A 26,259-nucleotide genomic window follows, 5' to 3' on the forward strand; every position below is an offset into this window, starting at 1 on the left:
TCGCTCAGTTCGCGAGCCGGCGGTAATCGTCCAGATGCATGCCGTGACGCTTCACCTTGGCGTAGAAGGTCTTCCGGGGAAGATCGAGCCGCGCCATGACGGCCCTGACATCGCCCTTGGCGGCTTTCAAAGCCTCGTCCAGGACGCGCGCCTCGAACGCCTCGACCCGCTCGCTCAGACTTCCGCTGGTCGCGACCGACGCGGCGTCCTGGCCGTCCAGCCCGATGACGAAACGTTCGGCGGCCTGGGCCAGCTCGCGGACGTTGCCGGGCCATTCTCGCATCATCAGATGGGCGTCCATCGCATCGTCGACCTGTGGCGCGACCTTCTTCTGTCGCCCCGCCGCCTGGGAAACCAGGTGGCGGAACAGCAGCGGAATATCCTCGCGCCTGTCGCGCAGGCTGGGAATGTTCAGGGTCACGACGCTGAGCCGGTAGTAGAGGTCGGATCGGAACGCGCCGCGCGTCGCGGCGCCGTCCAGATCGATCCGCGTCGTCGTCAGGAACCTGAGGCGGAACACCTGATCGTCCTCGCCGGAGATTTGCCCGGTCTCCATCAGCTTCAACAGCTTGATCTGCAGCGCCGGCGACAGGGCCTCGACCTCTTCCAGCAACAGGGTGCCGCCGTCGGCCTCGCGCACGCGCCCCCCGATCCTGCGGCCATAGCCGGAGGTCGGCGATCGCCCGAACAGTTCGGCGTCCAGCACGACCTCAGGCAGAGCCGCGCAGTTCACGACGACGAAGGGACGGGCGCGTCGGGCGCTCAACCGATGCAGTCCCCGCGCGACGGTCTCCTTGCCGACGCCGTTCTCGCCCTGGATCAGAACATCCACCCCTGCGCGGGCGACCTGGGCGACCGTCTCGCGCAGGCGCACGATGCTGGGCGTCTGGCCGATCAGACCGCTGCGCCCCTCCTCCGCGTCGGCCAGCTCCACCAGGTCGGTCAGACGGCGGTTCTCCACCACCAGCATCCTCTGACGCGCCGCGCGCTGAACGGCGGGCAGCAGCCGGTCGGCGCCGAAGGGCTTGGGCAGGAAATCGAACACCCCGCGATGCAGGGCTGCGACCGCCATGTCGATGTCCCCATGCCCCGTCATCAGAATGAACGGCAGCTCGGAATCAATGGCCGCAACCCTTTTGTGAAACTCCAGTCCGTCCAACCCCGGCATTCGGATGTCGGACAGGACGACGTGCGGCGACGCCGTCTCCAGCCGTGTCAGGGCCTCGTCGGCGGAACTCACGCCCGTGGCGGCGTATCCCGCGAGCACCAGCGTCTCGACCTGGGCCTCGCGCAGATCGTCGTCGTCATCGACGACCAGAACCACAACGCCTTCGGGGGTCATGCGGGGTTCCTCTTGAGCCGAACCTCGAAGCGCGCGCCCCGCCGTCCGGGCGACGCCACCACCAGACTGCCGCCGAACGCCTCGACGATGTCGCGCGAGATCACCAAGCCCAGCCCCAGACCGTTCGGCTTGGTGGTCGAAAACGGCGTGAACAGGGTGCGCAGCGTCGCCTTGGACAGGCCCGGCCCATTGTCCGTCACGGCGATGACGACCAGATCGTCGGTCGTCGAGACATCCAGGCCGATCCGCGCGTCGGCCTGATCTCCCAAGGCCTCGAAGGCGTTCTGCAGCAGATTGACCAGCACCTGCTCCAATCGAATGCGATCTCCCTGGGCCGACACCTGGGCCTGGCCCGTCCGTTCGACCGCCACGCCTTCGTCCCGCATACGACTGCTGACCAGCAGAAGCGCGCCCTCGACGGCTTCGTCGACGACGATGGTGGTCGTGCGCGGCGGCGTCTTGCGCGCGAACCCTCTCAGGTCCTCGACGATTGAGCCGATCCGTTCCGTCAGCCCCTGAATACGCGTCAGCTTGGCTTGCGCCTCGTCCGGCTGCTCGCGCGACAACAGGGTCAGGGCGTTGTCGGCATTGGCCCGGATCGCCGCCACCGGCTGATTGATCTCATGCGCCACCCCGGCGACGATCTGGCCCAGATGGGCCAGCCGGTTGGCCTGGACAAGATCGGCCTGCAGCGTTCTGAGGCGGGCCTCGGTGCGTTTGCGGTCTTCGATCTGGTTTCTCAACTGCACATTGGCCGACGTCAGCGCGGTCGTGCGTTCCTCGACGCGATGCTCCAGCTCCCGGCGCACCTCGGCCTCCTGGCGCTGCCCGTCCAGCCGGCGCAGATGGGCCCGCCAAATCCACGCCAAGACGACCATCGCAAGCGCGCCGGCCAGACCCGCCGTCCAGCGCACAGGCCCCGCCGCACGGTCGGCGTCGGCGATGGAGATCAGAAGCAGCATCGTCCAGTCCTCCATCGGCAAGGCGCGCCTCAGCGGGACGAAGACCTGTCCCCCCATCTGGATTCGACCGTCGGCCGCCGCCACGATCGGGGGATCGAGCGGGATCAGCGGGGCGTCGCCGAACTGACGGCTGTCGTGCAGCGCCTTCGCCCTGCCCGGCTCCAGCGGCGCCAGGGTCCGAAAACGCCGCGCGGGATCCGACGCCAGCAGGATCACCCCGTCGCGGTTCGCGACCAGGGCCTGTTCGGCCTGCCGACGCCAGGCCGCCTCGACCCGATCGAACTCGACCTTGACCACGATCACCCCTGCGCTGTGGCGGTCGGGGCCGACCCGGCGCGACAGATAGAGGCCGGGGCGACCGCTTCTGGAGCCCAAGGCGAAATACTCGTCCGACCCCGCCTGCATCGCGGCCCTGAAATAGGGGCGATAGGCATAGTCGGCGCCCACGAAGCTGACCGGCGTGCGGTAGTTGTTGGCGGCGATGGCCTTGCCCTGGCGGTCCAGCAGATAGATGGCGGCGGCGCCGGTCTGGACGGCCAGCATGTCCAGTCGAGCGTTGACCCTGTCCAGCGTGGCCTGATCGGGACTTTTCAGCGCCTGCAAGATGAGGTCTTCGCTGGCGAGCACGACGGGCGTCGCGCGATGGCGATCAAGCTCGCTGGCCAGCAGGGCCTGATCCAGCATCAGGGTCGCCTCGGCCTGACGGACGATGTCCTGCGCTGCATTCCGTCGCGCCGCATCGCCGGCGACGATGATGGCGATCAGGATCAGCAGGCCGGCGACGACGAAGACGCCGATGCCCGCGACGCCGACGAGGTCACGTCCCGGAGCGGCTTTCGACCCAGCCTGATTTTGTGTTGATTTCGACACAACTCAACCTGAGCCGGTTTCGTTTTCAGCACAAGCCGAACCTTCGCCCATACCACAAGCCCTTGTCCTGAAATGTTTTTCTCTCTGGCGCCGCCAGGCAAAATTGCGTTTTGGCCTCCCTGCGCAGAACCGCATTCTGATCGCTGAACGTCCCCGAGAGGACGATTGGGAGGTCACCATGATCATTTCACCGACGATCGCCGACGACGGCTCCGCCAAGCGCAAGCCCTTCTATCGGCATCTCTACTTTCAGGTGCTGCTGGCGATCCTCGCCGGCGGCCTGATCGGACATTTCTGGCCGACCTTCGGCGAGAGTCTGAAGCCGCTGGGCGACGCCTTCATCAAGCTTGTGAAGATGATCATCGCCCCGGTGATCTTCCTGACCATCGTCACCGGCATCGCCGGGATGCGCGACATCGGCCGGGTCGGCCGGGTCGCCGCCAAGGCCTTCGCCTACTTCCTGACCTTCTCTACGCTGGCCCTGATCCTCGGCATGATCGTGGCCAACCTGGTCCAGCCGGGCCAAGGCCTGAACATCGATCCGGCCAGCCTGGATGCGAGCGCGGTCGCCAAATATTCGGACCAGGCGCACGAGACGACCATCGTCGGCTTCCTGACCAGCATCATCCCCGACACCTTCGTCAGCGCCTTCTCCGAGGGCAACATCCTTCAGGTGCTGTTCGTCTCGGTCCTGTTCGGCCTGGCCCTGGCCATGATCGGCGACACGGGCAAGCCCGTGCTAACCTTCCTGGAATCGATCAGCACGGCCTTCTTCAAACTGGTCGCCATCCTGATGAAGGCCGCGCCCATCGGCGCCTTCGGCGCCTTCGCCTTCACCATCGGCAAATACGGCATCGGCTCCATCGCCAACCTGGCCGCCCTGGTCGCCACCTTCTATGCGACCGCCGCCATCTTCGTGGTCGGCATTCTGGGCCTGGTCGGCTGGGCCAACGGCTTCAACATTCTCAAGCTGGTCCGCTATCTGAAGGAAGAGCTGCTGCTGGTCCTGGGCACCTCGTCGTCCGAGGCGGCCCTGCCCAGCCTGTTGCAGAAGATGGAGCGGGCCGGCGCGTCCAAGTCCGTCGTCGGCCTGGTCGTTCCGACGGGCTATTCGTTCAATCTGGACGGCACCAACATCTATATGACGATGGCGGCCCTGTTCATCGCCCAGGCCCTGAACATCGACCTCAGCCTTCAGGACCAGATCGTGCTGCTGCTGGTCGCCATGCTCAGCTCCAAGGGCGCGGCGGGCATCACCGGCGCCGGCTTCATCACCCTGGCCGCCACCCTGTCGGTCGTGCCTGCCGTGCCGGTCGCGGGCATGGCGCTGATCCTCGGCATCGACCGCTTCATGAGTGAGTGCCGCGCCCTGACCAACTTCATCGGCAATGCGGTGGCCACCATCGTCGTCGCCCGCTGGGAAGGCGAGCTGGATCGCGACGCGCTGAAGGCGGCGCTGGACGGTCCGTCGCGCCCCGTCGCGGCCCTGCCGGACCCGGCCGCCGGTCCCGGCGACAAGGAAGTGGTCGCCGCCGACTGATAGCTCTCCAAACAGGCGCCGTTGCTGTCAGCACGGCGCCTGTCCTGCATCTGGATGGCCCGCCAGGCATACGCAGTTTTCCGTAGCCAAGCTTGGGCTGTCCTTAACGATCACCGTTTAGAGACATCGTTCATGACCTTGCTTCGCTCCCTCGCAGCGGGTGTCGGCCTCGCCGCACTCGCCACTTCGGCCCTCGCCCAATCGGCGCCGTCCGCAGAAGAAATCGCCATCCTGCGCGCCCAGGTGCAGGCCCTGTCCGCCCGGCTCGAACAGCTTGAGGCCCAGTCGCGCAATGCCGCTCAGGCTTCGCCCGTCGTCGCCGGAACCCCGGCCGCGATCGCCGCGCCCGCGCCGCGCCCGGTCCAGACCGCCGCCGCGACGACCGCCCCGGCGCCGGTCGATTGGGCCACGGGTCTGCCTGAATGGCGCAGCCCCGACGGCGCCTTCACCTTCAAGCCGCGCATTCGCGTCACGGCCGACCTGTCCACGACCTTCGGCTCGGAGTTCGCCAATCGTGACCTGACCACGACCGAACTGCGGGGCCTGCGCCTCGGCGGTCAGGGCAGGATCGCCGGCGGGTTCAGCTACTGGATCGAAGGCGACATCGCCGACAACTCGGTCAGCGTCGCCAACGCCTTCATCGCCTATAGCCGCAAGCTGGGTGGCCGCGACCTGGAGATTTCGGCCGGTCAACGGCTGAATGATCGCGGCGTCGAAGGCGGCACCGCCGAAGATCAGACGCCCTTCCTGGAACGCAGCCTCATGGCCTCCACCTTGGGCCCCGAACGCGGCGCCTATGGCGTCGGGGTGGCCGGCAAGCTGACGGGAAGCGTCTGGCACGCCTCGCTGTCGGTGACCGGCGACGCTATCAGCGACGGCACGACCAACGATACGGTCGCCCTGATGGGCCGCACCCACTGGTCGCCGCTCAAGACCGAGGCCGGCTTCCTGCATCTCGGCGGCTGGGGCTTTGTGGAAGATCTGACGCCCGTCACGACCCTGCCGTCGCGCAATCTGGTCGTCTCGTCTCGCGCCAACGACAATCTGCGTCTGTCGTCCGGAACCTACGCCAATCCCAAGGCCAGCAGCGGTTTCGGTCTTGAGTTTGGCGGCGTGCATCGGTCGTTCTGGGCCATGGCCGAGGGCGGCAAGCGCGTCGTCGAGACCGCAGCACGCGACTTCGACCAGGACGCCTACAGCCTTTCCGCCGGCTTCTTCATCACTGGCGAAACGCCGCCTCTGTCCGCCCGCACCGGCACCTGGACGCGTCCCAAGGTTCTGAACCCGCTCGGCGCCGACGGTTACGGTGCTCTTGAAGTCGTCGGCCGCTACGACACCGCCGATTTCAGCGACAGCCTGACCGGCGGCGAGGGCGACACCTGGCTACTGGGCGTCAACTGGTATCCGACGAACAACACCCGCGTTTCCGCCCACTGGACCGCGTGGTCGATCGACAACCGCACCGGCGCCTTCACCGGCGACGACAGCGGCAACACCGCCAACGTCCGCGTCCAGACTGCTTTCTGAGCCTTCTTTCGGTCCGGGGCGGACATCGCCCCGGACTGTCTTCTTCTGCCTTCCGCTCCCCCGGAGACGACCGAGATGAACCCCAAGAACATTCCGATGCAGCAAAAGCTGGCGATCGCGTTCGCCCTTCTGCTGGCGGTCGCCGCCGCCATGATCGGCGCGGTCTTCTTCCAGCTGTCCGCGATGAAGACGGCGGCGCAGCTCAACGCCGAAAGCAAGGTCATCATCGACCACACCCATGTGGCCGAGAAGGGCGTGATCCGCCTGAACTCACAGATGCGGGGCGTGCTTCTGACCGCCAATCCCGACTATCTGGACGTCTACAAGACGGGCTGGGAACAGTTCGAACAGTCGGTCACCGCTCTGAACGCCGCCGATCTGTCCACGGAAGAGCGTGCCCTGGTCAAGAAGGCCCAGGACGACGCCGCCGCCTGGCGCACCGAGTTCGGCACACCGCTGACCCAGGCGGCGCTTGATCCCGCCCGCATCGACGCCGCCCGCCGGCTGGTGATCGATTCAGGCGACAAGGTGCGCGTCACCCACATCACCAAGTCGATCACTCAGGTTCGCGACCTGGAAATGGAGCGCATGAACCTGCGTGACGCCCAGCAGGCGTCGGCCATCACCGCCTCCTTCATCGCCTTGGCCGTTGGCGGCCTGATCCTGGTCGCCGCGGCCGTCTTCCTGGGCGTGCAACTCTCGATCCTGATGGTCGCGCCGGTGCGGCGCATGACCGGCGCCATGTCGATCATGGCCGGCGGCAAGCTGGACGTCGCCATCCCCGACACCGACCGCAAGGACGAAGTCGGCGCCATGGCCCAGGCCATGCAGGTCTTCCGCGACAACGGCCTGCGGGCCAAGGCGCTGGAGGTCGAAACGGAATCGATGCGCGATCAGTCGGAAGTCGAACGTCGCCGCCGTGAAGTCCTGGCTCAGCAGGAAGCCGCCGAGAACGCCGTCGTCATCGAAAGTCTGGGCAAGGGTCTGTCGGCCCTGGCCGAAGGCGACTTGATCTATCGCATCGACGCGCCCTTCCCGGACCGCAGCGAAATCCTGAAGGCCGACTTCAACCGCTCCATCTCCCGTCTGGAAGAAACCGTCACGGGCGTCCTGGGTTCGGTGCACGGCATCGATTCCGGCGCCGGCGAGATCAGCCAGGCGTCGGAAGATCTATCGCGTCGCACCGAACAGCAGGCCGCCGCGCTGGAAGAAACCGCCGCCGCGCTCGACCAGATCACCGTCACGGTGAAGAAGACCGCCGAGGCCGCAAACCAGGCCGCCAACGTCACCAGCGGCGCCCGCAAGAGCGCCGAGGCCTCGGGCGAAGTCGTCATGAACGCCGTCGACGCCATGCAGAAGATCGAGGGCGGTTCGCGCCAGATCAGCCAGATCGTCGGCGTCATCGACGAGATCGCCTTCCAGACCAATCTGTTGGCCCTGAACGCCGGCGTCGAGGCGGCGCGGGCCGGTGAATCCGGTCGCGGCTTCGCCGTCGTGGCCTCCGAAGTGCGCGCCCTGGCCCAGCGTTCGGCCGAGGCGGCCAAGGAGATCAAGACCCTGATTTCCAAGTCCGGATCGGAAGTCGAGAACGGCGTGCGCCTGGTCAGCCAGGCCGGTTCGGCCCTGCAGGCCATCGCCTCGCAGGTCGACGACATCAGCGCCCTGGTCGTCGAGATCGCTGCGTCCGCCAAGGAACAGGCGACCGGCCTTCAGGAAATCAACGTCGCCGTGAACCAGATGGATCAGGTGACCCAGCAGAACGCCGCCATGGTCGAACAGGCCACGGCCGCCAGCACCGCCCTGCGTCAGGAAACCGCCGAACTGTCGTCCGAGGTCGCCTTCTTCCAGGTCTCGGCCGGACGCGGCGCCGCGCGCAAGGCGCCGGCTCCAACCCCCGCCCGCCCCGCCTCGCGCCCCGCGCCCCGTGCCGAGCAGCGCGTGATCAAGGTCGCCGGCGGCCGAGACATCGCGGTCGGGTCGAACAGCGACGGCTGGGAGGAGTTCTGACGTCGGCGACAGCGAAAGTGTGACCACTCAACAAGAATGAACGGACAGTGATCGACGAACGGGTTGATGCAATCTAACGTCTTCCGTCCTCCTCCTCCATTTTAGATTCTGTTGGGAGGCACACTGTTTTACGGGCACCCTTATTTTTGGTCCTAGAGAACATCGCGAACATGCGGGTCTCAAAGTGAGGGTCGGGCTGGCGCGATGCGCTTCTCGGGCAACTGGCCTAGGTTCGTGAGGTACGTAACCAGTCGTCCGGTTTCAGCATCGCCAAGGTTCTCAAGGGTTTGAGTTCGCACTCACTTGCGACATCCGATTTGCCTCACGCAAAAGGGCGAAGTTTGCCCTGACCGAGGTTGGATCGTCGATGCCGGCGGCGGCGGTGTCGAATCGTTATCCGCCCTTGTGGAACGATCGCGCGCGCCGGAAATCCTCGCAGCGCCGACGATTCGACGCTGAGGTTGGCGCGCCCTACGGCTTATGAATCAGTCGATCCCGGAGCCAAACTCAACGCCACGTTGCCGCCTTCGCTTATCGCATTGCGTGCTACGAGCAGTGCGGTAGACCTGATTTGATTGAGCGGAGGGCGTTTTCATACCCACAGCCTCAGTCAGTTACCGTCCTTCGGCTATCAAGAGATAGCTGTCCATTGTTGACGTAGCGCCAGCGTGTGAATGCCCGCTTCAAGCGCTCCCATGGGGCCGCGAGGATCACCGTCGCCTTACCGGCGAACGCAAACGGCCTTGACGCATTTCTTCGGCAAGGGAGAAACATCATGGCCGCTCGCCCGATCTGGCAAGGACATCTGAAGCTGTCGCTGGTCACCTGTCCGGTGGCCCTCTACACCGCGACGACCAGCACGAACGACGTGCGGTTTCATCTGATCAATCCCGACACCAACAACCGCATCCGCATGGTGCCGACCGATCCCGACACCGGCCCGGTCGAGCGGAGCGACCTGGTGCGCGGCTATGAGGTGTCCAAGGACGAATACGTCCTGTTCGACGACGCCGATTTCGACAAGGTGAAGCTGGAAAGCACCAAGACCATCTCCATCGACAAATTCGTCGATGATGCCGAGATCGACCGGCTGTACTGGGACGATCCCTTCTTCGTAGTCCCGGAAAAAGGCGCGGGCGTAGAGGCTTTCGCCGTCATCCGAGACGCCATGGCTAAACAGGGCAAGGTCGCCCTGGGCCAACTGGTCCTGCGCGGCAAGGAACGTCAGCTGGCGCTGGAGGTACGCGGCAAGGGCCTGATCGCCTACACCCTGCGCGCCCATGACGAGGTCCGCGATTCCGACGACTATTTCGACGATATCCCGACCGTGAAGGCCGACCCCGACATGGTCGAGATCGCCGCTCGCATCATCGGCCAGAAAGAGGCGGACTTCGACCCCTCCGACTTCAAGGACGGCTACGACGACGCCCTGCGCGCCATGATCAAGACCAAGTCCAAGGGCGGCAAGGGCGTGGTCGATGTCGCCGAACCGGACGACACCAACGTCATCGACCTGATGGCCGCGTTGCGAAACAGCCTGAAGGGTTCGGCGACGGGCGCGAAGAAACCGGCCGCCAAGAAGGCGCCGGCGAAGAAGGCTGCATCGAAGAAGCCGGCGGCGAAGAAGAAGGCCGCCGCCTGACTATTTCGAACTGACCCCCATCGCTTTCAACGCCGGTTTTAAACTGACCGCCGATGCGCGGAAATCGGCCCAGGGATCGGGCTTCTTGAGCAGCGCCTCATAGGTCCACAGACTGAACGCCGCCGGGTCCAGCCCCGCCCTCACCTGCCCCCAGGACAGCGGATACGCTATCCCCGCCCCCGGCCGCGCGCGCGGCGACCAGGGCGCGACCGCCGTCGCCATCCGCCCGTTCCTCAGATAGTCGATGAAGATCTTCCCGCCCCGCGCCTTCTTGGCCAGGGTCGTGGTGAACCGGTCCGGCGCCTCGGCGCGGATGGCCTCGGCCACCGCCTTGGCGAAGGCTTTGTTCTGGTCCCAGGTGACGCGCGAGCGGGCGTCGGTCTTGATCGGCGCGACGACGTGCAGACCCTTGCCCCCGGTCGTCTTGACGAAGGCCGCCAGGCCCAGCCCCTCGATCTTCGCCTTCACGACCTTGGCCGCAGCGATCACGTCGGCGAAATCCAGTCCCTCGTCGGGATCCAGGTCGAAGGTGATCTGGTCCGGAACCTCCGGCATGCCGGGCGCACAGCTCCACGGGTGCAGCTCCAGCCCGCCCGACTGGGCGATGGCGACCAGGCCGCCCACATCGACGGCGGCGACATAGGGCGTGCGCGCCTTGACGTCGATCAGCTTCAGCCGCGGGTTCGACCCCGCCATGGCGTGGCGCTGGAAGAAGGTCTCGCCGCCGATCCCCTCGGGCGCGCGAATGATCGAGGTCGGCCGGTCCGCCACATGGGGCAGGATCCGCTCGGCCGCCGCCTCGTAATAGCGCGCCAGGTCCGCCTTGGTGATCGCCGGGCGGTCGCCCACGGCGGGCCACAGCACCTTGTCGGGACTGGAGATCGTCACGCCCGCCACGACCACCTTGCCGGGCTTTTCGGCCGCCCGCACCGTCGTGGTCGCCTTCGTGTCAGCCTCGCCCATTTCCGTCGGCGGTTGCGGCGCCTGCGTCACCTCAGCGGCCGTCTTGTCCTCGCGCAACCCCTTGAAGGCCGCCTGCCTCAGCGAGCCCGCCTCGGTATATCCGCCATGCTCAACCTCGGCGACCAGCACCGGCTTGACCCAGTGGATGTCCTTGGCCGCCTTGGGCGTGCCCGCTCCCGAAAAGGGCGACTTGTCCGCCGCTACGCCCCTTAGCGCCGGGACCAGAGTCTTGGTCACCGCCTCGCCATAGCCGGTCCCGACCCGGCCCAGATAGCGCAGCCCCGTCTTGTCCTTCACCCCGACCAGCAGAGACCGAAACCGCGTCCCGCCCTCCGACGACCAGCCGCCGATCACCACCTCGTCGCGCCCCCGGCATTTGGACTTCAGCCAGGTCGACGAGCGCCCGGCATGGTAGGGGGCGTCCAGCTTCTTGGAGATCACCCCTTCCAGATCCATCCGACAGGCGCTCTCCAGCACTGCCTGGCCGGTCGAGGCGAAATGCTCGACGTAGCGCAGCCGCCCGGCACCCGCCTTTCCGATCCGGTCCACATAGGCCTGCAGCCGCGCCTTGCGATGCGACAGCGCCAGCTTGCGCAAATCCTCCGCCCCTTCGAACAACAGGTCGAAGGCGAAATAGACAAGATTTCCCGTCGTCTCGTCCGATATCGCGGCCTGCAACGCCCCGAAGTCCGGCATGTGATCATCATCCAGAGCGCACAGCTCCCCGTCGATCACCGCATCGGGCCAGGTCGCGGCGTCCGCGGCCAGGTCTGGGAACCGGTCGCTCCAGTCCAGACCCTTGCGCGTCCGCAAGACCGCCCGACCGCCGCCCACGCCGATCTGGATGCGGTATCCGTCGAACTTGATCTCGTGCGCCCACCCGGTGCCGCCCGGCGGATGGTCGGTCACCTTGCACAGCTGGATAGGAACGAAGGCCGGCGGTTTCTTCGCCTTCTCGGCGGCCTTGGACGGCTTGGGCTTGGTCGGCCCTTTGCGCCCAGTCGGCTTGGACGCCGTCCATGCCTTGGTCCCATCCGCGATCTCGGCCAGCGACCGTCCCGTTGTCACCGAGGCGTCGATCTCGGCCAGCGCATCTCCCTCGCCCGCCACCGCGAAGTCGTCCTTCTCCTTCAGCAACAGCCAGTTGTTGCGCTTTGACGGCTTGCCCCGGTCGCTCTTCAACCGGATCAGCGCCCATTTGCCCTTTAGCCGCTCGCCGTGAAGGATCATCTTGATCTGGCCCTTGGCCCAGGCCGCCTCCAGGTCCGGCTCCTGCGGCTCCCAGGTCCCGACGTCCCACATCTGAACCGTGCCGGCGCCATAGTTGCCGTCGGGAATTGTGCCCTCAAACGACCCGTAATCCAGCGGATGGTCTTCGACCTCGACCGCCAGCCGCTTGACCGCCGTGTCGCGCGACGGCGCCTTGGTCACGGCCCAGGATTTCAGCACCCCGTCCGCCTCGATGCGGAAATCGTAATGCAGCCGCGTCGCCGCATGACGCTGGATCAGATAGCGAAAGCCGCTCTTGGCACGGCCGCCCTTGGCGCCCTTCGGCTCGGGCGTTTCGCCGAACCGCCGCTTGGCCTGATAGGTCTTCAGTTCACCGCGCATACGGGCGTAATCCGCCTCGCGCCAAAGCGTTGCGGCTCGAATGAATTGCCGCCACTTACTAAGCGGAAAACTGACTTGCGGGCTTTGTGGCGGCCCGATGATCCGAAGCGGCCCGACCAACGCTTCATGCGCTCATGGCGGCGAGAACGCGGAAAACTGGCGTGCACGAACGGCCGTGGGATCAACAGCGCCGAGATCGAGGCGCGGGTTCTGGCTGCGATCAAGACGCGTCTTCTTGCGCCGGAACGCGTGGCGCTGGCCGTTGAGGAGGCGAGGCTCGCAGCGCAGCATGACGCGCGTACGATTACCCAGGCTCGATCAAAACTGGAGAGTGAGCTTGCGGAAGTGAAGCGCCGCGCCGAGCGCTTGGTAGACCAGATCGCCGACGGCGTCCTGAGCGGAGCCGCAATTAAGGATCGTCTGGACGCGCTGGAAGAGCGAAGGAGCCAGATTGAAGGAGAGCTGGCTCAAGCGCAGGTGGCGCCAGTCGTCGCCCTACACCCGCGCGTGGCGGAGCATTACCGGTCGGTCGTAGGCTCACTGGAGCGCGCCCTGAATCGCAGCGACAGCGAGACTGCGGCTGAGGCTCGGGATTTGCTGCGCAAGTTGATTGAAACCGTCGTGGTCATGCCGCGTCAAGAGCGCGGCAAGTTTGCCTTGACCGTACAAGGCAAAATCGCCGCCCTGGTGAACCAGGACGGCGATAATACTATGAAGTTTGGGTGCGGGAGTAGGATTTGAACCTACGACCTTCAGGTTATGAGCCTGACGAGCTACCGGGCTGCTCCATCCCGCGGCAAACGGTAGTGTCGTGAAGGAAGAACGGTTCGAGAAGCGCGCTCAAATAGGCCGAAGGCCGTTAGCGCGTAAATCATGTGTGCTTGGTAGACCCGGCGACGACCTACTCTCCCGCGCCTTGAGACGAAGTACCATTGGCTCTGGAGGGCTTAACGACCGAGTTCGGAATGGGATCGGGTGGGGAACCTCCGACATAGTCACCAGGTCAACCAAACACACATGAACGTCTTGCTGGGCCTATCGCGCTTGCGCGCGACATGAGGCCGACCGCTCTCAAATAGGCCGAAGGCCGATAGAGCGAGCAAGAAGACATCCAAGCTCAAGTCGCGCTAGCGCGCTATCTTGAACAAGGATGAGAAGAAGACATTGTCTGAGATTGCTTCGGTCAAGGAGCAATCATCGAATGAGTTTTGCTGAGAAACGATCAAACCGATCGGATTATTAGTACCAGTAAGCTTCATGGGTCGCCCCACTTCCACACCTGGCCTATCAACGTGGTAGTCTTCCACGATCCTCAGCGAAGCCTTGTTTTGAGGTTAGTTTCCCGCTTAGATGCTTTCAGCGGTTATCTATTCCATACTTAGCTACCCTGCTGCACAGCTGGCGCCATGACAGGTACACCAGAGGTATGTCCATCCCGGTCCTCTCGTACTAGGGACAGATCCTCTCAAGCTTCGAACACCCACGGCAGATAGGGACCAAACTGTCTCACGACGTTCTGAACCCAGCTCACGTACCACTTTAAATGGCGAACAGCCATACCCTTGGGACCTGCTCCAGCCCCAGGATGTGATGAGCCGACATCGAGGTGCCAAACTTTGCCGTCGATATGGACTCTTGGGCAAAATCAGCCTGTTATCCCTAGAGTACCTTTTATCCGTTGAGCGATGGCCCTTCCACTCGGGACCACCGGATCACTATGGCCGACTTTCGTCTCTGCTCGACTTGTCAGTCTCGCAGTCAGGCGGGCTTATGCCATTGCACTCGACGACCGATTTCCGACCGGTCTGAGCCCACCATCGCGCGCCTCCGTTACACTTTAGGAGGCGACCGCCCCAGTCAAACTACCCACCACGCCATGTCCCGGGACCGGATAACGGCCCTCGGTTAGACGTCAACGACAGTAAGGGTGGTATTTCAAGGACGACTCCACCAGAGCTGGCGCCCCGGTTTCATAGTCTCCCACCTATCCTACACATACGGTCGCTAACGCCAAGGCGAAGCTATAGTAAAGGTTCATAGGGTCTTTCCGTCTGACCGCGGGAACCCCGCATCTTCACGGGGAATTCAATTTCACTGAGCCTATGCTGGAGACAGTGGGGAAGTCGTTACGCCATTCGTGCAGGTCGGAACTTACCCGACAAGGAATTTCGCTACCTTAGGACCGTTATAGTTACGGCCGCCGTTTACCTGGGCTTCAGTTCGTCGCTTTCACAACTCCCTTTAACCTTCAGGCACCGGGCAGGCGTCAGACCCTATACGTCGCATTGCTGCTTCGCAGAGCCCTGTGTTTTTGCTAAACAGTCGCTACCCCCTGGCTTGTGCCACTCAGTCCTGCTTGCGCAGGGTGAGTCACGCTTATTCCGAAGTTACGCGTGCAATTTGCCGAGTTCCTTCAGCATAGTTCTCTCAAACGCCTTGGTATGCTCTACCTGACCACCTGTGTCGGTTTCGGGTACGGTCTCTGCTGGAGTTATTTCCTGGGACAACGCCCCCGCACACACAATCCAATAAGTGGGTACGAGTTAAGCCATCCGTCACTTCCAGCTGGTGCAGGAATATTTACCTGCTTCCCATCGACTACGCTTTTCAGCCTCGCCTTAGGGGCCGACTAACCCTGCGCAGATTAGCTTTACGCAGGAACCCTTGGTCTTTCGGCGGGAGTGTCTCTCACACTCCTATCGTTACTCATGTCAGCATTCTCACTTCCGATACCTCCAGCCAGGCTCACGCCTGACCTTCACCGGCCTACGGAACGCTCCGCTACCGCTTGCAGTAAACTGCAAACCCATATCTTCGGCGCACGGCTTGAGCCCCGTTACATTTTCCGCGCAGGATCGCTTGATCAGTGAGCTGTTACGCTTTCTTTAAAGGATGGCTGCTTCTAAGCCAACCTCCTGATTGTCAAAGCAATCCCACATCGTTTCCCACTTAGCCGTGACTTGGGGGCCTTAGATGATGGTTAGGGTTGTTTCCCTTTTCACGACGGACGTTAGCACCCGCCGTGTGTCTGCCCGATAGTTCTCTTGGGTATTCGGAGTTTGGTTAGTATTGGTACCGCTCGCGCAGCCCGCAACCATCCAGTGCTCTACCCCCCAAGGAATTCGTCGGACGCTCTACCTAAATAGATTTCGCGGAGAACCAGCTATGTCCAGGTTTGATTGGCCTTTCACCCCTATCCACAAGTCATCCCAGAATTTTTCAACATTCACGGGTTCGGTCCTCCAGTTGGTGTTACCCAACCTTCAACCTGCTCATGGATAGATCACCTGGTTTCGGGTCGTCATACGTCGAACTTAGCGCCCTATTCAGACTCGCTTTCGCTGCGCCTACACCTAACGGCTTAAGCTTGCTCGACACATGAAGTCGCTGACCCATTATACAAAAGGTACGCCGTCACCCCGCTTGGGGGCTCCGACTGCTTGTAGGCTTCCGATTTCAGGATCTGTTTCACTCCCCTTGTCGGGGTGCTTTTCACCTTTCCCTCACGGTACTTGTTCACTATCGGTCGTAGAGGAGTACTTAGGCTTGGAGGGTGGTCCCCCCATGTTCAGACAGGATTTCACGTGTCCCGCCCTACTCGAGTCTCTTGCTATTTGATGACTACGGGGCTTTCACCCACTATGGCCGACCTTTCCAGATCGTTCGTCTTTATTTCACAAGAGCACTGGCCTGGTCCCGGTTCGCTCGCCACTACTACGGGAGTCTCGGTTGATGTCCTTTCCTCCGGGTACTGAGATGTTTCAGTTCCCCGGGTTCGCTTAATGAACCTATGTATTCAGTTCATTATACCTTTCAACAATCCGCCAATCGCCGTCCTGGCCGAAACCAGAACGAAGTTGGAAGACTGTAAAGGTGGGTTTCCCCATTCGGAAATAACCGGATCAAAGGGTGCTAGCGCCTCCCCGGTTCTTATCGCAGCTTGCCACGTCCTTCATCGCCTCTCTACGCCAAGGCATCCGTCAGAAGCCCTTCAACGTTTGATCGTTTCTCAGCAAAACTCATGCCTGGTTTATTCCGCCCGACTGGAAAGTTGCCGGGGGACCAAGCCTGATATTTGTCAGACAATGTCTTCTTCTCGAACTAGACCTACAAGCTCAGGGGAGCCGGTCACGTTCTTCCTTTACGATTTCAATGCACGCCAACCCTGAGGTCGACGGCAAACTTGAATGCGATCACAAGATCCTGGTGGAGCCAGACGGAGTCGAACCGACGACATCCTGCTTGCAAAGCAGGCGCTCTACCAACTGAGCTATGGCCCCATTCCAACAGGAATAGTGCGAAGCCCAGGAGAGCTGTCGGCGATGCCGTCTTGAGGCTGAGAACCCCCAGCGAACCAGAAGTCCTGGTAGGCCCGGGCAGACTCGAACTGCCGACCTTACGCTTATCAGGCGTACGCTCTAACCACCTGAGCTACGGGCCTATGGCAGCGACAGCCGGGCATAAGACCCAGGCTCGCGATCGCGTCACCAATACAACGACCCGAATGGCCGATGCGTCGATGACGAAAGTGGAAAGAGAAACGGAGACGGCGGCGTTCCGCCGTTTGTGCTCGGCGCTGTGAAGCGCTTCGCTATTGGAGCCTCAATAGACAGCCTCGTGAGAGACGGCCTGGAGAAGCATCCTTAGAAAGGAGGTGATCCAGCCGCAGGTTCCCCTACGGCTACCTTGTTACGACTTCACCCCAGTCGCTGACCCTACCGTGGTCGCCTGCCCCCTTGCGGTCAGCGCAGCGCCTTCGGGTAGAACCAACTCCCATGGTGTGACGGGCGGTGTGTACAAGGCCCGGGAACGTATTCACCGCGGCATGCTGATCCGCGATTACTAGCGATTCCAACTTCATGCCCTCGAGTTGCAGAGGACAATCCGAACTGAGACGACTTTTAAGGATTAACCCTCTGTAGTCGCCATTGTAGCACGTGTGTAGCCCACCCTGTAAGGGCCATGAGGACTTGACGTCATCCCCACCTTCCTCCGGCTTAGCACCGGCAGTCCCATTAGAGTTCCCAACTAAATGATGGCAACTAATGGCGAGGGTTGCGCTCGTTGCGGGACTTAACCCAACATCTCACGACACGAGCTGACGACAGCCATGCAGCACCTGTGTCCTAGTCTCCGAAGAGAAAGCCAGATCTCTCTGGCGGTCCAGGCATGTCAAAAGGTGGTAAGGTTCTGCGCGTTGCTTCGAATTAAACCACATGCTCCACCGCTTGTGCGGGCCCCCGTCAATTCCTTTGAGTTTTAATCTTGCGACCGTACTCCCCAGGCGGATTGCTTAATGCGTTAGCTGCGTCACCGAAATGCATGCATCCCGACAACTAGCAATCATCGTTTACGGCGTGGACTACCAGGGTATCTAATCCTGTTTGCTCCCCACGCTTTCGAGCCTCAGCGTCAGTAATGAGCCAGTATGTCGCCTTCGCCACTGGTGTTCTTCCGAATATCTACGAATTTCACCTCTACACTCGGAGTTCCACATACCTCTCTCATACTCAAGACACCCAGTATCAAAGGCAATTCCGAGGTTGAGCCCCGGGATTTCACCCCTGACTTAAATGTCCGCCTACGCTCCCTTTACGCCCAGTAATTCCGAGCAACGCTAGCCCCCTTCGTATTACCGCGGCTGCTGGCACGAAGTTAGCCGGGGCTTCTTCTCCGGGTACCGTCATTATCGTCCCCGGTGAAAGAATTTTACAATCCTAAGACCTTCATCATTCACGCGGCATGGCTGCGTCAGGCTTTCGCCCATTGCGCAAGATTCCCCACTGCTGCCTCCCGTAGGAGTTTGGGCCGTGTCTCAGTCCCAATGTGGCTGATCATCCTCTCAGACCAGCTACTGATCGTCGCCTTGGTGAGCCTTTACCTCACCAACTAGCTAATCAGACGCGGGCCGCTCTAATGGCGATAAATCTTTCCCCCGAAGGGCACATTCGGTATTAGCACAAGTTTCCCTGAGTTATTCCGAACCAAAAGGCACGTTCCCACGTGTTACTCACCCGTCCGCCACTAACTCCGAAGAGTTCGTTCGACTTGCATGTGTTAGGCCTGCCGCCAGCGTTCGCTCTGAGCCAGGATCAAACTCTCAGGTTGAGTTGACTTCTGACCTAAGCTTAAGAACATCCCGAAGGACGTCTTGGCATTAGTTCTACGTATTTTATTGACGAGTTCCCATTCATCGATCCGAAGACCGACGCATGGTATCTTTTCAAAAAGACCGCAGATAGTCAGTGTCGTATGATGACCTTCTAGGGTCATCGCAAGAACACCGCCGCCTGCGTTTCTCTTTCCATATCAACAATGTCAAAGACCTGAACCGCATCAGCGGCCCGACTTGTTTAGCGCCGTTGTCGTCGGCGGAGGCGGGGATTTAGAGACCGCCGAACCTCGTGTCAACCGCTCTTTTCAGAGATCTTTCGGAGAGAAGAGCGAACCCTTCAGACCGCAAGAAACCACCGGAGGAAAGCGAGGCTTACCTCTTAAAACGCGTCGGCGATTCGATTGGAGCGCGGAACCTAGTGAAACCAACCGATGAAAGCAAGAAGTTTTTCGCTTCTCTCTTCCGTGGGACCTTGGAGATTTGCACCCCCGCGGCCCCGTCGGCCGGCCCGTTTCCGAGCGAGGCGGCTCTATACGTAGACCCCGATTTGTCAGCAAGCGGATTCTGACGCCAAGGGGAAAGTTTCTCAAAAACTCATGATCGATGATCATCAACCAGCAGCCTCAGCCCGAAATGTAAGTGCGCAAACTCGCCGCCTCCTGGGCGTGCTCGGCGATCTGGCATTTCACCACGTCGCCGATGGAGATGACGCCGACCAAACGTTTGGCCTGCATCACCGGCAGATGCCGGATGCGCCGATCGGTCATGCGGGTCATCAGGGCCGACATCTCCTCGCCCGGTTCGGCGAAGATCACCTTGGCCGTCATATAGTCAGCGACCGGGCGATCCAGCGCCCCGGCGCCATCGGCGGCCAGGGCCTTGACCACGTCCCGCTCGGAAAACACCCCGACGACATGGTCGCCGTCACAGACGACCAGCGCCCCAACCCGTTTCTGCTCCAGCTCACCGCACGCCTGCGTCACCGTCAGGTCGGGCGCGATGGAGAAGACGGCGTTTCCCTTGGTCTTGAGGATCTCGGCGACGAACATCGCGGCTCCTTCTCTCTATAAGAGACGACCGCAGGGCCGGAATGGCGACAGGGCCGCTCGGGAACCGATGATCGCTCAGCCGGCGTCAGGAAGCAAACGCCCCTGATCAACCGTCGACAACGACACCCTTGCCGAACAGACGCGCCAGCGGCCCGATCGCCAGCAGCCCGACCACGAAGCCGACGGCATGCGCTTCCCAGGCGATGCGCGCGCCCTCGGCGCCTGGCGCATAGCCGATCAGGCCGGTCACCGCATTGACGGCCATCCAGGCGATGGCCGCGCCGATCACGTGGCGGTCGGTCAGGGCCAGCACCCTCCCCTGCCCACCCATCAATCGCGTCGCCGCCCCGATCAGACCGAACACCGCGCCCGACGCCCCGACCATCGGCTCTGTGGAACCCCAATGGATCAGCCCATAGCCCAGCGCCGCCAGCACCCCGCACGCCACATAGAAGAGCAGGAAGACCGTCGGCCCCATCTTGCCGCCGAACAGCCGCGCGACCGGCGAGCCGAAAGCGACCGCCGCGACCGCATTCATGACGGCGTGGGTCCAGCCGCCGTGCAGCAGCATGGCCGTCAGCAGTCCGCCCCAGCGTCCCTGCTCCAGATCGGCAGGCGCAAAGGCCATGCTCATCCCCATGTCGGGCAACTGTCGCTGGAAGTAGAACAGCACCGGCATCGACAGCGCGATCAGCAGCACGACCAGCGGGACGTTGAACGCCTTCTCTCTGGGCGGCTTGCCGTTGGGCGGACCGTCGAATCGACCATGTGCGTCTGACATGGCGCACAAATGCGCAAGGCCTCCTGCGACATCAAGCGCTTCTTAACATCCTTAATGCAGGTTGGGGTGCGGATCGCACTTGGGGTCCGCCGTTCGTTTGCGCGCGAGGAACACTGTAATGCCCGCCAAGAGGCTGTTTCTATCCACCGCCGTCGTGGCCGTCGTGGCCGCAGCGAGCCTGCCAGCCGCCGCGCAATCGACGGGTTCGGGCGGCGCATCGCGCTTCCAGCAAGGTTACGGCGGCGCGCGACAGGCCGCCAACACCGCCACCACCGGCTATACCCGCGACGCCAACGGCAATCGCCTGATCGTCAACGGCATCATCCAGTCGGGCGCCTCCTCCTATTCCAGCCAGTCGGGCGGCGTCGCCTCGGCCTATGCGGGCGCAGGCTCGTCCAGCAACGGCGGCACGACCATCGGCGGCTCCACCGCCATCGGCAACCAGTTGAACGTGGTGGTCCAGGGCAACCGCAACACCGTCATCGTCAACTCGACCCAGACCAACACCGGCGCGATCAACGCCGGCACGGCCCTGAACGGGAACATCAACCTGCCATGAGCCGCCGCCATCTCATCAAAGGGGGAGCCGCTGTCTCGGCCGTCGCCCTGCTGCTCGCCGGCTGCGTCAGCCCGGTCGCGGGTCCGTCGGGTCAATATGCGACCCCGATCGGCAATGCGCCGGTGACGGCCAACCCGACCCCTTATTCCGCCGCGCTCTATTGCCTGGCCGACTACGCCCGTCGCTACAACCTGCCCTCGCCGCGCATGGCCGTGGGCCGGATCAGCGACTACACCGGCACGGTCTCTTCGGATGGCGGCCGCCAGATCACCGGCGGCGCCTCCCTGATGGCCAACTCGGCCCTGGCCAAGGCCGGCGCGCGGATCGTCGAACGCTACGACACCTCGGTGTCCGAGCTGGAACTGCGCTACGCCAACAACAAGCTGATCGGCGACCAGGCTCCTGACGCCCAGGGCCCTGAGGACACCCAGTATCGCCGCATCCTGGCCGGCCAGGTGCCCGGCTCGGACTTCTATGTCGTCGGCGGCATCACCGAGGTGAATTACAACATCCGCTCGGGCGGCATCGACATCGGCCAGGGCGAGATCAACTCCGCCCGCCCCGGTTCGACCATGCTGAACCACCGGGTCTATGTGATGAACATCGCCATGGACCTGCGCCTGGTCCAGACGACCACGCTTGAGGTCGTCGATGTCGTCTCCTATCAGAAGCAGATCATCGGCCGCGAGATCTCGGCCGGCGTGTTCGACTTCCTGAACGGCAACGTCTTCGACATCTCGGCAGGCACGGGCGGGATGGAGCCGACGCAGTTGGCCGTCCGCGCCCTGGTCGAACGGGCCACGGTCGAGTTCATGGCCAACCTCTATGGCGCGCCAGGCCCCGAAATCTGCCTCAACGCCGCCAACGATCCGCTCGGCGATTCCACCGTTGGTCCGACCGGCGGTTATTATCCGGCCTATCCCACTCAGGACACGAACAATGGCCAGACCCGCGCCGATCCGTCTCGCTGGAATGATAGCCGCGACGGCGACGTTCGCCGCACTCGCCACTGAAGCGAGCGCGCAGCAGACGCCGGCCTGCGATCCGCAAGCCGGCGAAGCCTGTTCCAGCACCCAAATCCAGACCGGCGACGTCACCGGCCTGGTGGACTTGAACGTGTCCGTAGATCAGCTGACCGTCAGCACCAGCGCCCAGGGCAATTCGCTCGTCGGCGGCGTCACCGGCACGTCCGCCGGTCTGGTGTCGCGTCAGACCATGAATGGCTCTGCCCGCCCCAACAGCGTCTTGGTCGTGAACGGGGAGGCCGACGGCCAGCTCAGCGTCCAGACCACGGCACGCGGCAACTATCTGGGCGTCACCACCAACGGCGCGACCTTCGCTGTCGATGCGACCCAGTCCGCGACCGGCGATCAGGTCCGGGCCGGAACCTATGTCCAGGCGCCGGGCGGCCGCGTGCTCCAGGGCGGCTTCGCGACCAGCGCCGCCGTCGCCAACACCGTCGCCATGGGCGGCCCCTCCTCCTCACTGACCGGCGCAATTGACCAGACGGCCCAGACCACCGTCTTCGCCGAGACCGTCGCCGACGTTCAATACATCCCCGCGCCCGCGACCTTCTCGTCCCAGGCCGTCGCCAATGCGGTTCAGACCAATACGACCGGCGCCTCGCATCAGGACCTGGCCATCCGTCAGTCCAACGGCCCCTCGACGACCGAGGCACGCACCGACGTCTATGTGGACAATGCCTGGGACCTGACGGTCGGCGCAAACGCCGGCGCCAACCAGGCGATCACGGCAAACGCCGGCGGCTCCATGCTGATCGCGACGGACCAGACCAACGCCGGCCGCGTTCGCGCCGACGCTAGAGTCAAAACCCCTCTTCAGGGCCAGACGGTGCTGGCCGCCCGCAGCGTCGCCAACGAGACCGTCGCCGGCAACAACGACATCTATCTGAAGCTGGACAACACCCAGCTGAACTCCGGCGGGGTCGAGGCGAACGCGACCTACGTCGGCGTCAACGGCTACGACGCCTATGTCGGCGCCGACGCGGTCGGCAATGCCGTTACGGGCTACGCCTGTACCCAGTGCGGCGGCGGCGACGTCAACATCACCAACAACCAAACCAACAGCGGCAATGTCACCGCCACGACCAGCGCCACGGTCGCCTCCGGCCGCACCGCCGTCGTCGGCGCCAACGCCGTCGGCAACACCGCAACCTTCTACGTCAGCCGCCCAGGTGGCTGATCCAAACATGACAAGTCGGTAAGGTTTGTCCGTCCACCTTGCCGGGAAGGCAAGGTCACTTTACACATCCGACGCCGCTCCATCGGGGGTTGCGGTTTCGGAGTGATATCATGCGTTCTGCGCGCCATCTGCTGCTCGTCGCCGTCTCGGGACTGGCCCTGACCACAGGGGCGTTCGCCGCTCCTGCTTTCGCCCAGACTGCTGCTCCCGCCGCCTCGGCCGGCCAGGTCGCGCCGTCCGCCCCCTGGGCCCAGGCCGCCAGCGACATTCCCGCCGATCCCGCCGTCCGTTACGGCCTGCTGCCCAACGGCATGCGCTACGCCCTGCTGCACAATGCGACGCCTCCGGGCCAGGCCTCGTTCCGCCTGCGCATCGACGCCGGCTCGCTGATGGAGCGTGACGACCAGAAGGGTCTGGCGCACTTCATGGAGCACATGGCCTTCAACGGCACCAAGGACGTGCCGGAAAACGAGATGCTGCGCATCCTCGAACGCCTGGGCCTGGCCTTCGGCGCCGACACCAACGCCTTCACCAGCTTCGATCAGACCGCCTATATGCTGGAGCTGCCAAACACCAAGGACGAGACGGTCGATCCCAGCCTGCACATCCTGCGTGAGATGATGTCGGCGGCTCTGATGGCGCCGGACGCCATCGATTCCGAGCGCGGCGTCATCGTCGGCGAGGAACGCACCCGCGACACGCCGCAACTGCGCGTGCTGAAGACCCAGCTGGGTCTGCTGGCGCCCGGCCAGCGGCTGTCCGAGCGTCTGCCGATCGGCGACCTCGACATCATCCGCAATGCCCCGCGCCAAAGGTTCGTCGACTTCTATGACGCCTATTATCGCCCCTCGCGCGCTACCTTCATCGCCGTGGGCGACTTCGACGTGGACGCGATGGAGGCCAAGGTCCGCGCGGCCTTCGCCGGCTGGACGCCCACCGCCGCCGACGGTCCCGAGCCCGACCTGGGCGCCGTCGCAGCGCGTCAGCCCCAGACCAGCATCATCGTCGAGCCCGGCATCCAGTCCTCGATCCAGATCAACTGGATCAAGAACCCCGACCTGGAACCCGACACCGCCGCCGAACGCGCCGCCGACATCCGTCGCGGCCTGGGCCTGTCCGTGCTGAACCGGCGCCTGGGCGAGATCGCCCGCGCCGACAACCCGCCCTTCATCGGCGCCGGCGCCGGCTATCAGTCGCTGTTCGACAGCCTGGACGCCGGCACCCTGTCGGTCGCCTTCAATCCCGGCGGCTGGCAGCGCGCCCTTGAGACCGTCGAACAGGAAAGCCGTCGTCTGGCCGAATACGGCGTGACCGACGCCGAGCTTCAGCGCGAGATCGTCAACACCCGCACTGCGCTTCAGAACGCCGTGGCCTCGGCCGCGACCCGTTCGACCCCCGCCCTGGCCACCGGCCTGCTCGGCGCCGTCAACGACGACCAGGTCTTCAGCGCGCCCCAGACCAATCTCGACCTCTTCAACAAGGCGGTCGAAGGTCTGACCGTCGATCAGGTCAACCAGGCGGCCAAGGCCGTGTTCGAGGGCCAGGGCCCGCTGGTGCTGTTCAGCTCACCCGTCCCGGTCGAGGGCGGCGAAGCGGCCGTCACCGCCGCGCTGGAGGCCTCGCGCAACACCCCGATCCAGGCCCGCGCCGTCGAGGCCGAGCTGAAATGGCCCTATGACAACTTCGGCGCTCCCGCGGTCCCGGCCTCGCGCACCGAGGTCGCCGACCTGGGCGCCACCCTGGTCCGCTTCCCGAACGGCACGCTGCTGAACATCAAGAAGACGGACTTCCGCGCCGAACAGATCCTGGTCAGCGCCCGAACCGGCATCGGCGAATTGGGCCTGCCTGCAGACACCCTGTCGCCCTTGTCGATGGCCAGCACGGTCCTGACGCCCGGCGGCCTGGGCAAGCTCAGCCTGGACGAGATCAACCGCGTCCTCAGCGGCCGCACCTACAGCGCCTCGGTCAACCAGGCCGGAGACGCCTATGTCTTCTCGGGCGCGACCAAGCCTGCCGACCTCCAGCTGGAGCTTCAGGTTCTGGCCGCCTATCTGACCGATCCCGGCCTGCGCGCCGCGCCGTTCGAACAGACCAAGGCCATGTTCCCGCAGATTCTGGCCCAGCTGGGCGCCACGCCCCGCGGCGTGTTCCAGCGTGACGCCTCGGGCCTTCTGGCCAGCGGCGATGCGCGCGAGATGACCCCGACCGCCGAACAGATCGCCGCGATCCAGATCGACGACGTGCGAAGCGGCATCCGCTCGGCCCTGGCCCAGGGTCCGGTCGAGATCACCGTCGTCGGCGACGTGGACATCGACGCGGTGATCGCCGCCGTCGGCTCGACCTTCGGCGCCCTGCCCTCGCGCGGCGCCGAACAGACCCCGCCCGCCGGCTCGACGCAACGCAAGTTCCCCGCACCCGTCGCGACGCCGGTCCAGCTCTACCACACCGGCCCGGCCGAACAGGCGTTGGGCTTCGTCGCCTGGCCGACCACCGACCAGGTCACCGACCGCAAGACCGCGCGTCAGCTGTCGATTCTGTCGGACGTGCTGCAACTGCGCCTGAACGACGAGATCCGCGAGAAACAGGGTCTGGCCTATTCGCCCAGCGCCGGCTCCAGCGCCTCGGACGTCTATCCCGGCTACGGCTTCATCTCGGTGACGGCGGAAACCCCGCCGTCCGCCCTGCCGAAACTGTTCGAGACGGTGGACGCGATCGCCGCCGATCTGCGCGACAACCCGGTCAGCGACGACGAACTGAACCGCGCCCGCCGCCCGGCCGTCGAACGTCTGCGCCGCAGCATGGCCGACAACGGCTACTGGATGACCCAGTTGGCCGAGGCCCAATCCAACCCGGCCACGCTGGACCAGACGCGCAACCAGGTCGCCACGCTGGAAGCCGTCACCGCCGCCGACCTTCAGACCCTGGCCCGCCAGTATCTGAAGCCCGACGCCGCCTGGCGCGCCACCGTCACTGCCCAAGCTCCGGCTCAGTAAGCGCCCAAGAAAAAGGCCCCGGTTCTTGAACCGGGGCCAGTCATCAGGATCGTCGACGGAGAGCCGACGGTCTTGTTATCTCACGTCCCGCCTGAT

At 63.8% G+C, this 26,259-nt stretch carries 14 protein-coding genes, 3 tRNA genes and 3 rRNA genes; 9 read left to right on the forward strand and 11 right to left on the reverse strand.

Annotated features, from left to right (window positions below):
• Positions 1–4: 4 nt before the first annotated feature.
• Both AC3ISA_RS01505 and AC3ISA_RS01510 read right to left on the reverse strand, forming a co-directional pair.
• Positions 5–1,342, reverse strand: coding sequence for a sigma-54-dependent transcriptional regulator (locus AC3ISA_RS01505; protein WP_489179026.1), 1,338 nt, complete (start codon positions 1,340–1,342; stop codon positions 5–7).
• Positions 1,339–3,174, reverse strand: a complete 1,836-nt coding sequence (locus AC3ISA_RS01510; protein WP_489179027.1) for a sensor histidine kinase — start codon at positions 3,172–3,174, stop codon at positions 1,339–1,341. Before AC3ISA_RS01510 ends, AC3ISA_RS01505 begins: the two co-directional genes overlap by 4 nt.
• Before the next feature lie 178 nt (positions 3,175–3,352).
• Here AC3ISA_RS01510 and AC3ISA_RS01515 point away from each other — a divergent pair, with 178 nt between their 5' ends.
• The 4 genes from AC3ISA_RS01515 (at position 3,353) to ku (ending at position 9,890) form a co-directional block, all read left to right on the forward strand.
• Complete coding sequence (locus tag AC3ISA_RS01515; protein WP_489179028.1) at positions 3,353–4,714, forward strand: dicarboxylate/amino acid:cation symporter; 1,362 nt, start codon at positions 3,353–3,355, stop codon at positions 4,712–4,714.
• A 132-nt stretch (positions 4,715–4,846) separates the two neighbouring features.
• Positions 4,847–6,241 carry an OprO/OprP family phosphate-selective porin gene (locus AC3ISA_RS01520; protein WP_489179029.1) on the forward strand — a complete coding sequence of 465 codons (1,395 nt, stop codon included), beginning with the start codon at positions 4,847–4,849 and terminating at the stop codon, positions 6,239–6,241.
• Positions 6,242–6,316: 75 nt separating this feature from the next.
• A complete protein-coding gene (locus AC3ISA_RS01525; RefSeq protein ID WP_489179030.1) occupies positions 6,317–8,248 on the forward strand; it encodes a methyl-accepting chemotaxis protein in 1,932 nt (643 codons plus the stop codon).
• Between the two features lie 775 nt (positions 8,249–9,023).
• Positions 9,024–9,890 carry a non-homologous end joining protein Ku gene (gene ku / locus AC3ISA_RS01530; protein ID WP_489179031.1) on the forward strand — a complete coding sequence of 289 codons (867 nt, stop codon included), beginning with the start codon at positions 9,024–9,026 and terminating at the stop codon, positions 9,888–9,890.
• On the opposite strand, the gene ligD is transcribed toward ku, so the two are convergent.
• Positions 9,891–12,464 carry a DNA ligase D gene (gene ligD / locus AC3ISA_RS01535; protein ID WP_489179032.1) on the reverse strand — a complete coding sequence of 858 codons (2,574 nt, stop codon included), beginning with the start codon at positions 12,462–12,464 and terminating at the stop codon, positions 9,891–9,893.
• 84 nt (positions 12,465–12,548) lie between these two features.
• On the opposite strand from ligD, the gene AC3ISA_RS01540 reads away from it, so the two are divergent.
• Positions 12,549–13,205, forward strand: a complete 657-nt coding sequence (locus AC3ISA_RS01540; protein WP_489179033.1) for a hypothetical protein — start codon at positions 12,549–12,551, stop codon at positions 13,203–13,205.
• Here AC3ISA_RS01540 and AC3ISA_RS01545 read toward each other — a convergent pair.
• The 8 genes from AC3ISA_RS01545 to AC3ISA_RS01580 form a co-directional block, all read right to left on the reverse strand.
• Positions 13,184–13,260, reverse strand: a tRNA-Met gene (locus AC3ISA_RS01545). The genes AC3ISA_RS01540 and AC3ISA_RS01545 overlap by 22 nt on opposite strands.
• A 92-nt stretch (positions 13,261–13,352) precedes the next feature.
• Positions 13,353–13,467 (reverse strand): 5S ribosomal RNA (gene rrf, locus AC3ISA_RS01550).
• Positions 13,468–13,682: 215 nt separating this feature from the next.
• A 23S ribosomal RNA gene (locus AC3ISA_RS01555) occupies positions 13,683–16,468 on the reverse strand.
• A 200-nt stretch (positions 16,469–16,668) separates the two neighbouring features.
• A tRNA-Ala gene (locus AC3ISA_RS01560) sits at positions 16,669–16,744 on the reverse strand.
• Between the two features lie 84 nt (positions 16,745–16,828).
• Positions 16,829–16,905: transfer RNA gene (locus AC3ISA_RS01565), tRNA-Ile, on the reverse strand.
• A 206-nt stretch (positions 16,906–17,111) separates the two neighbouring features.
• Positions 17,112–18,572, reverse strand: a 16S ribosomal RNA gene (locus AC3ISA_RS01570).
• The 16S, 23S and 5S rRNA genes sit together here with 3 tRNA genes alongside, the layout of an rRNA operon.
• Before the next feature lie 630 nt (positions 18,573–19,202).
• On the reverse strand, positions 19,203–19,628 hold the full coding sequence (locus AC3ISA_RS01575) for a CBS domain-containing protein (RefSeq protein ID WP_489179034.1): 426 nt from the start codon (positions 19,626–19,628) through the stop codon (positions 19,203–19,205).
• Positions 19,629–19,734: 106 nt separating this feature from the next.
• Positions 19,735–20,409 (reverse strand): rhomboid family intramembrane serine protease, encoded by a 675-nt coding sequence (locus tag AC3ISA_RS01580; protein ID WP_489179035.1) that lies wholly within the window; start codon positions 20,407–20,409, stop codon positions 19,735–19,737.
• A 118-nt stretch (positions 20,410–20,527) separates the two neighbouring features.
• Between AC3ISA_RS01580 and hfaA the strand changes: the two genes are divergently transcribed.
• From hfaA to AC3ISA_RS01600, 4 genes are all read left to right on the forward strand, one after another.
• Entirely contained in the window at positions 20,528–20,968 is a 441-nt protein-coding gene (gene hfaA, locus AC3ISA_RS01585; protein ID WP_489179036.1) for a holdfast anchoring protein HfaA, read from the forward strand.
• Entirely contained in the window at positions 20,965–21,981 is a 1,017-nt protein-coding gene (hfaB, locus tag AC3ISA_RS01590; RefSeq protein WP_489179037.1) for a holdfast anchoring protein HfaB, read from the forward strand. The genes hfaA and hfaB overlap by 4 nt, the downstream gene beginning before the upstream one ends.
• Positions 21,941–23,170, forward strand: a complete 1,230-nt coding sequence (gene hfaD, locus AC3ISA_RS01595) for a holdfast anchor protein HfaD (RefSeq protein WP_489179038.1) — start codon at positions 21,941–21,943, stop codon at positions 23,168–23,170. The genes hfaB and hfaD overlap by 41 nt, the downstream gene beginning before the upstream one ends.
• Before the next feature lie 110 nt (positions 23,171–23,280).
• Positions 23,281–26,163: a M16 family metallopeptidase gene (locus tag AC3ISA_RS01600; protein WP_489179039.1), complete on the forward strand. Its 2,883-nt coding sequence runs from the start codon at positions 23,281–23,283 to the stop codon at positions 26,161–26,163.
• The last annotated feature ends 96 nt before the right edge of the window (positions 26,164–26,259 follow it).

This window comes from Brevundimonas sp. KH_058 (assembly GCF_057838505.1).

Bases quoted from the DNA above. Each gene is read 5' to 3' on its own strand.
- AC3ISA_RS01505 (WP_489179026.1), bottom strand. From the start codon at position 1,342: ATGACCCCCGAAGGCGTTGTGGTTCTGGTCGTCGATGACGACGACGAT.
- AC3ISA_RS01515 (WP_489179028.1), top strand. From the start codon at position 3,353: ATGATCATTTCACCGACGATCGCCGACGACGGCTCCGCCAAGCGCAAG.
- AC3ISA_RS01520 (WP_489179029.1), top strand. From the start codon at position 4,847: ATGACCTTGCTTCGCTCCCTCGCAGCGGGTGTCGGCCTCGCCGCACTC.
- AC3ISA_RS01525 (WP_489179030.1), top strand. From the start codon at position 6,317: ATGAACCCCAAGAACATTCCGATGCAGCAAAAGCTGGCGATCGCGTTC.
- ku (WP_489179031.1), top strand. From the start codon at position 9,024: ATGGCCGCTCGCCCGATCTGGCAAGGACATCTGAAGCTGTCGCTGGTC.
- ligD (WP_489179032.1), bottom strand. From the start codon at position 12,464: ATGCGCGGTGAACTGAAGACCTATCAGGCCAAGCGGCGGTTCGGCGAA.
- AC3ISA_RS01575 (WP_489179034.1), bottom strand. From the start codon at position 19,628: ATGTTCGTCGCCGAGATCCTCAAGACCAAGGGAAACGCCGTCTTCTCC.
- AC3ISA_RS01580 (WP_489179035.1), bottom strand. From the start codon at position 20,409: ATGTCAGACGCACATGGTCGATTCGACGGTCCGCCCAACGGCAAGCCG.
- hfaA (WP_489179036.1), top strand. From the start codon at position 20,528: ATGCCCGCCAAGAGGCTGTTTCTATCCACCGCCGTCGTGGCCGTCGTG.
- hfaB (WP_489179037.1), top strand. From the start codon at position 20,965: ATGAGCCGCCGCCATCTCATCAAAGGGGGAGCCGCTGTCTCGGCCGTC.
- hfaD (WP_489179038.1), top strand. From the start codon at position 21,941: ATGATAGCCGCGACGGCGACGTTCGCCGCACTCGCCACTGAAGCGAGC.
- AC3ISA_RS01600 (WP_489179039.1), top strand. From the start codon at position 23,281: ATGCGTTCTGCGCGCCATCTGCTGCTCGTCGCCGTCTCGGGACTGGCC.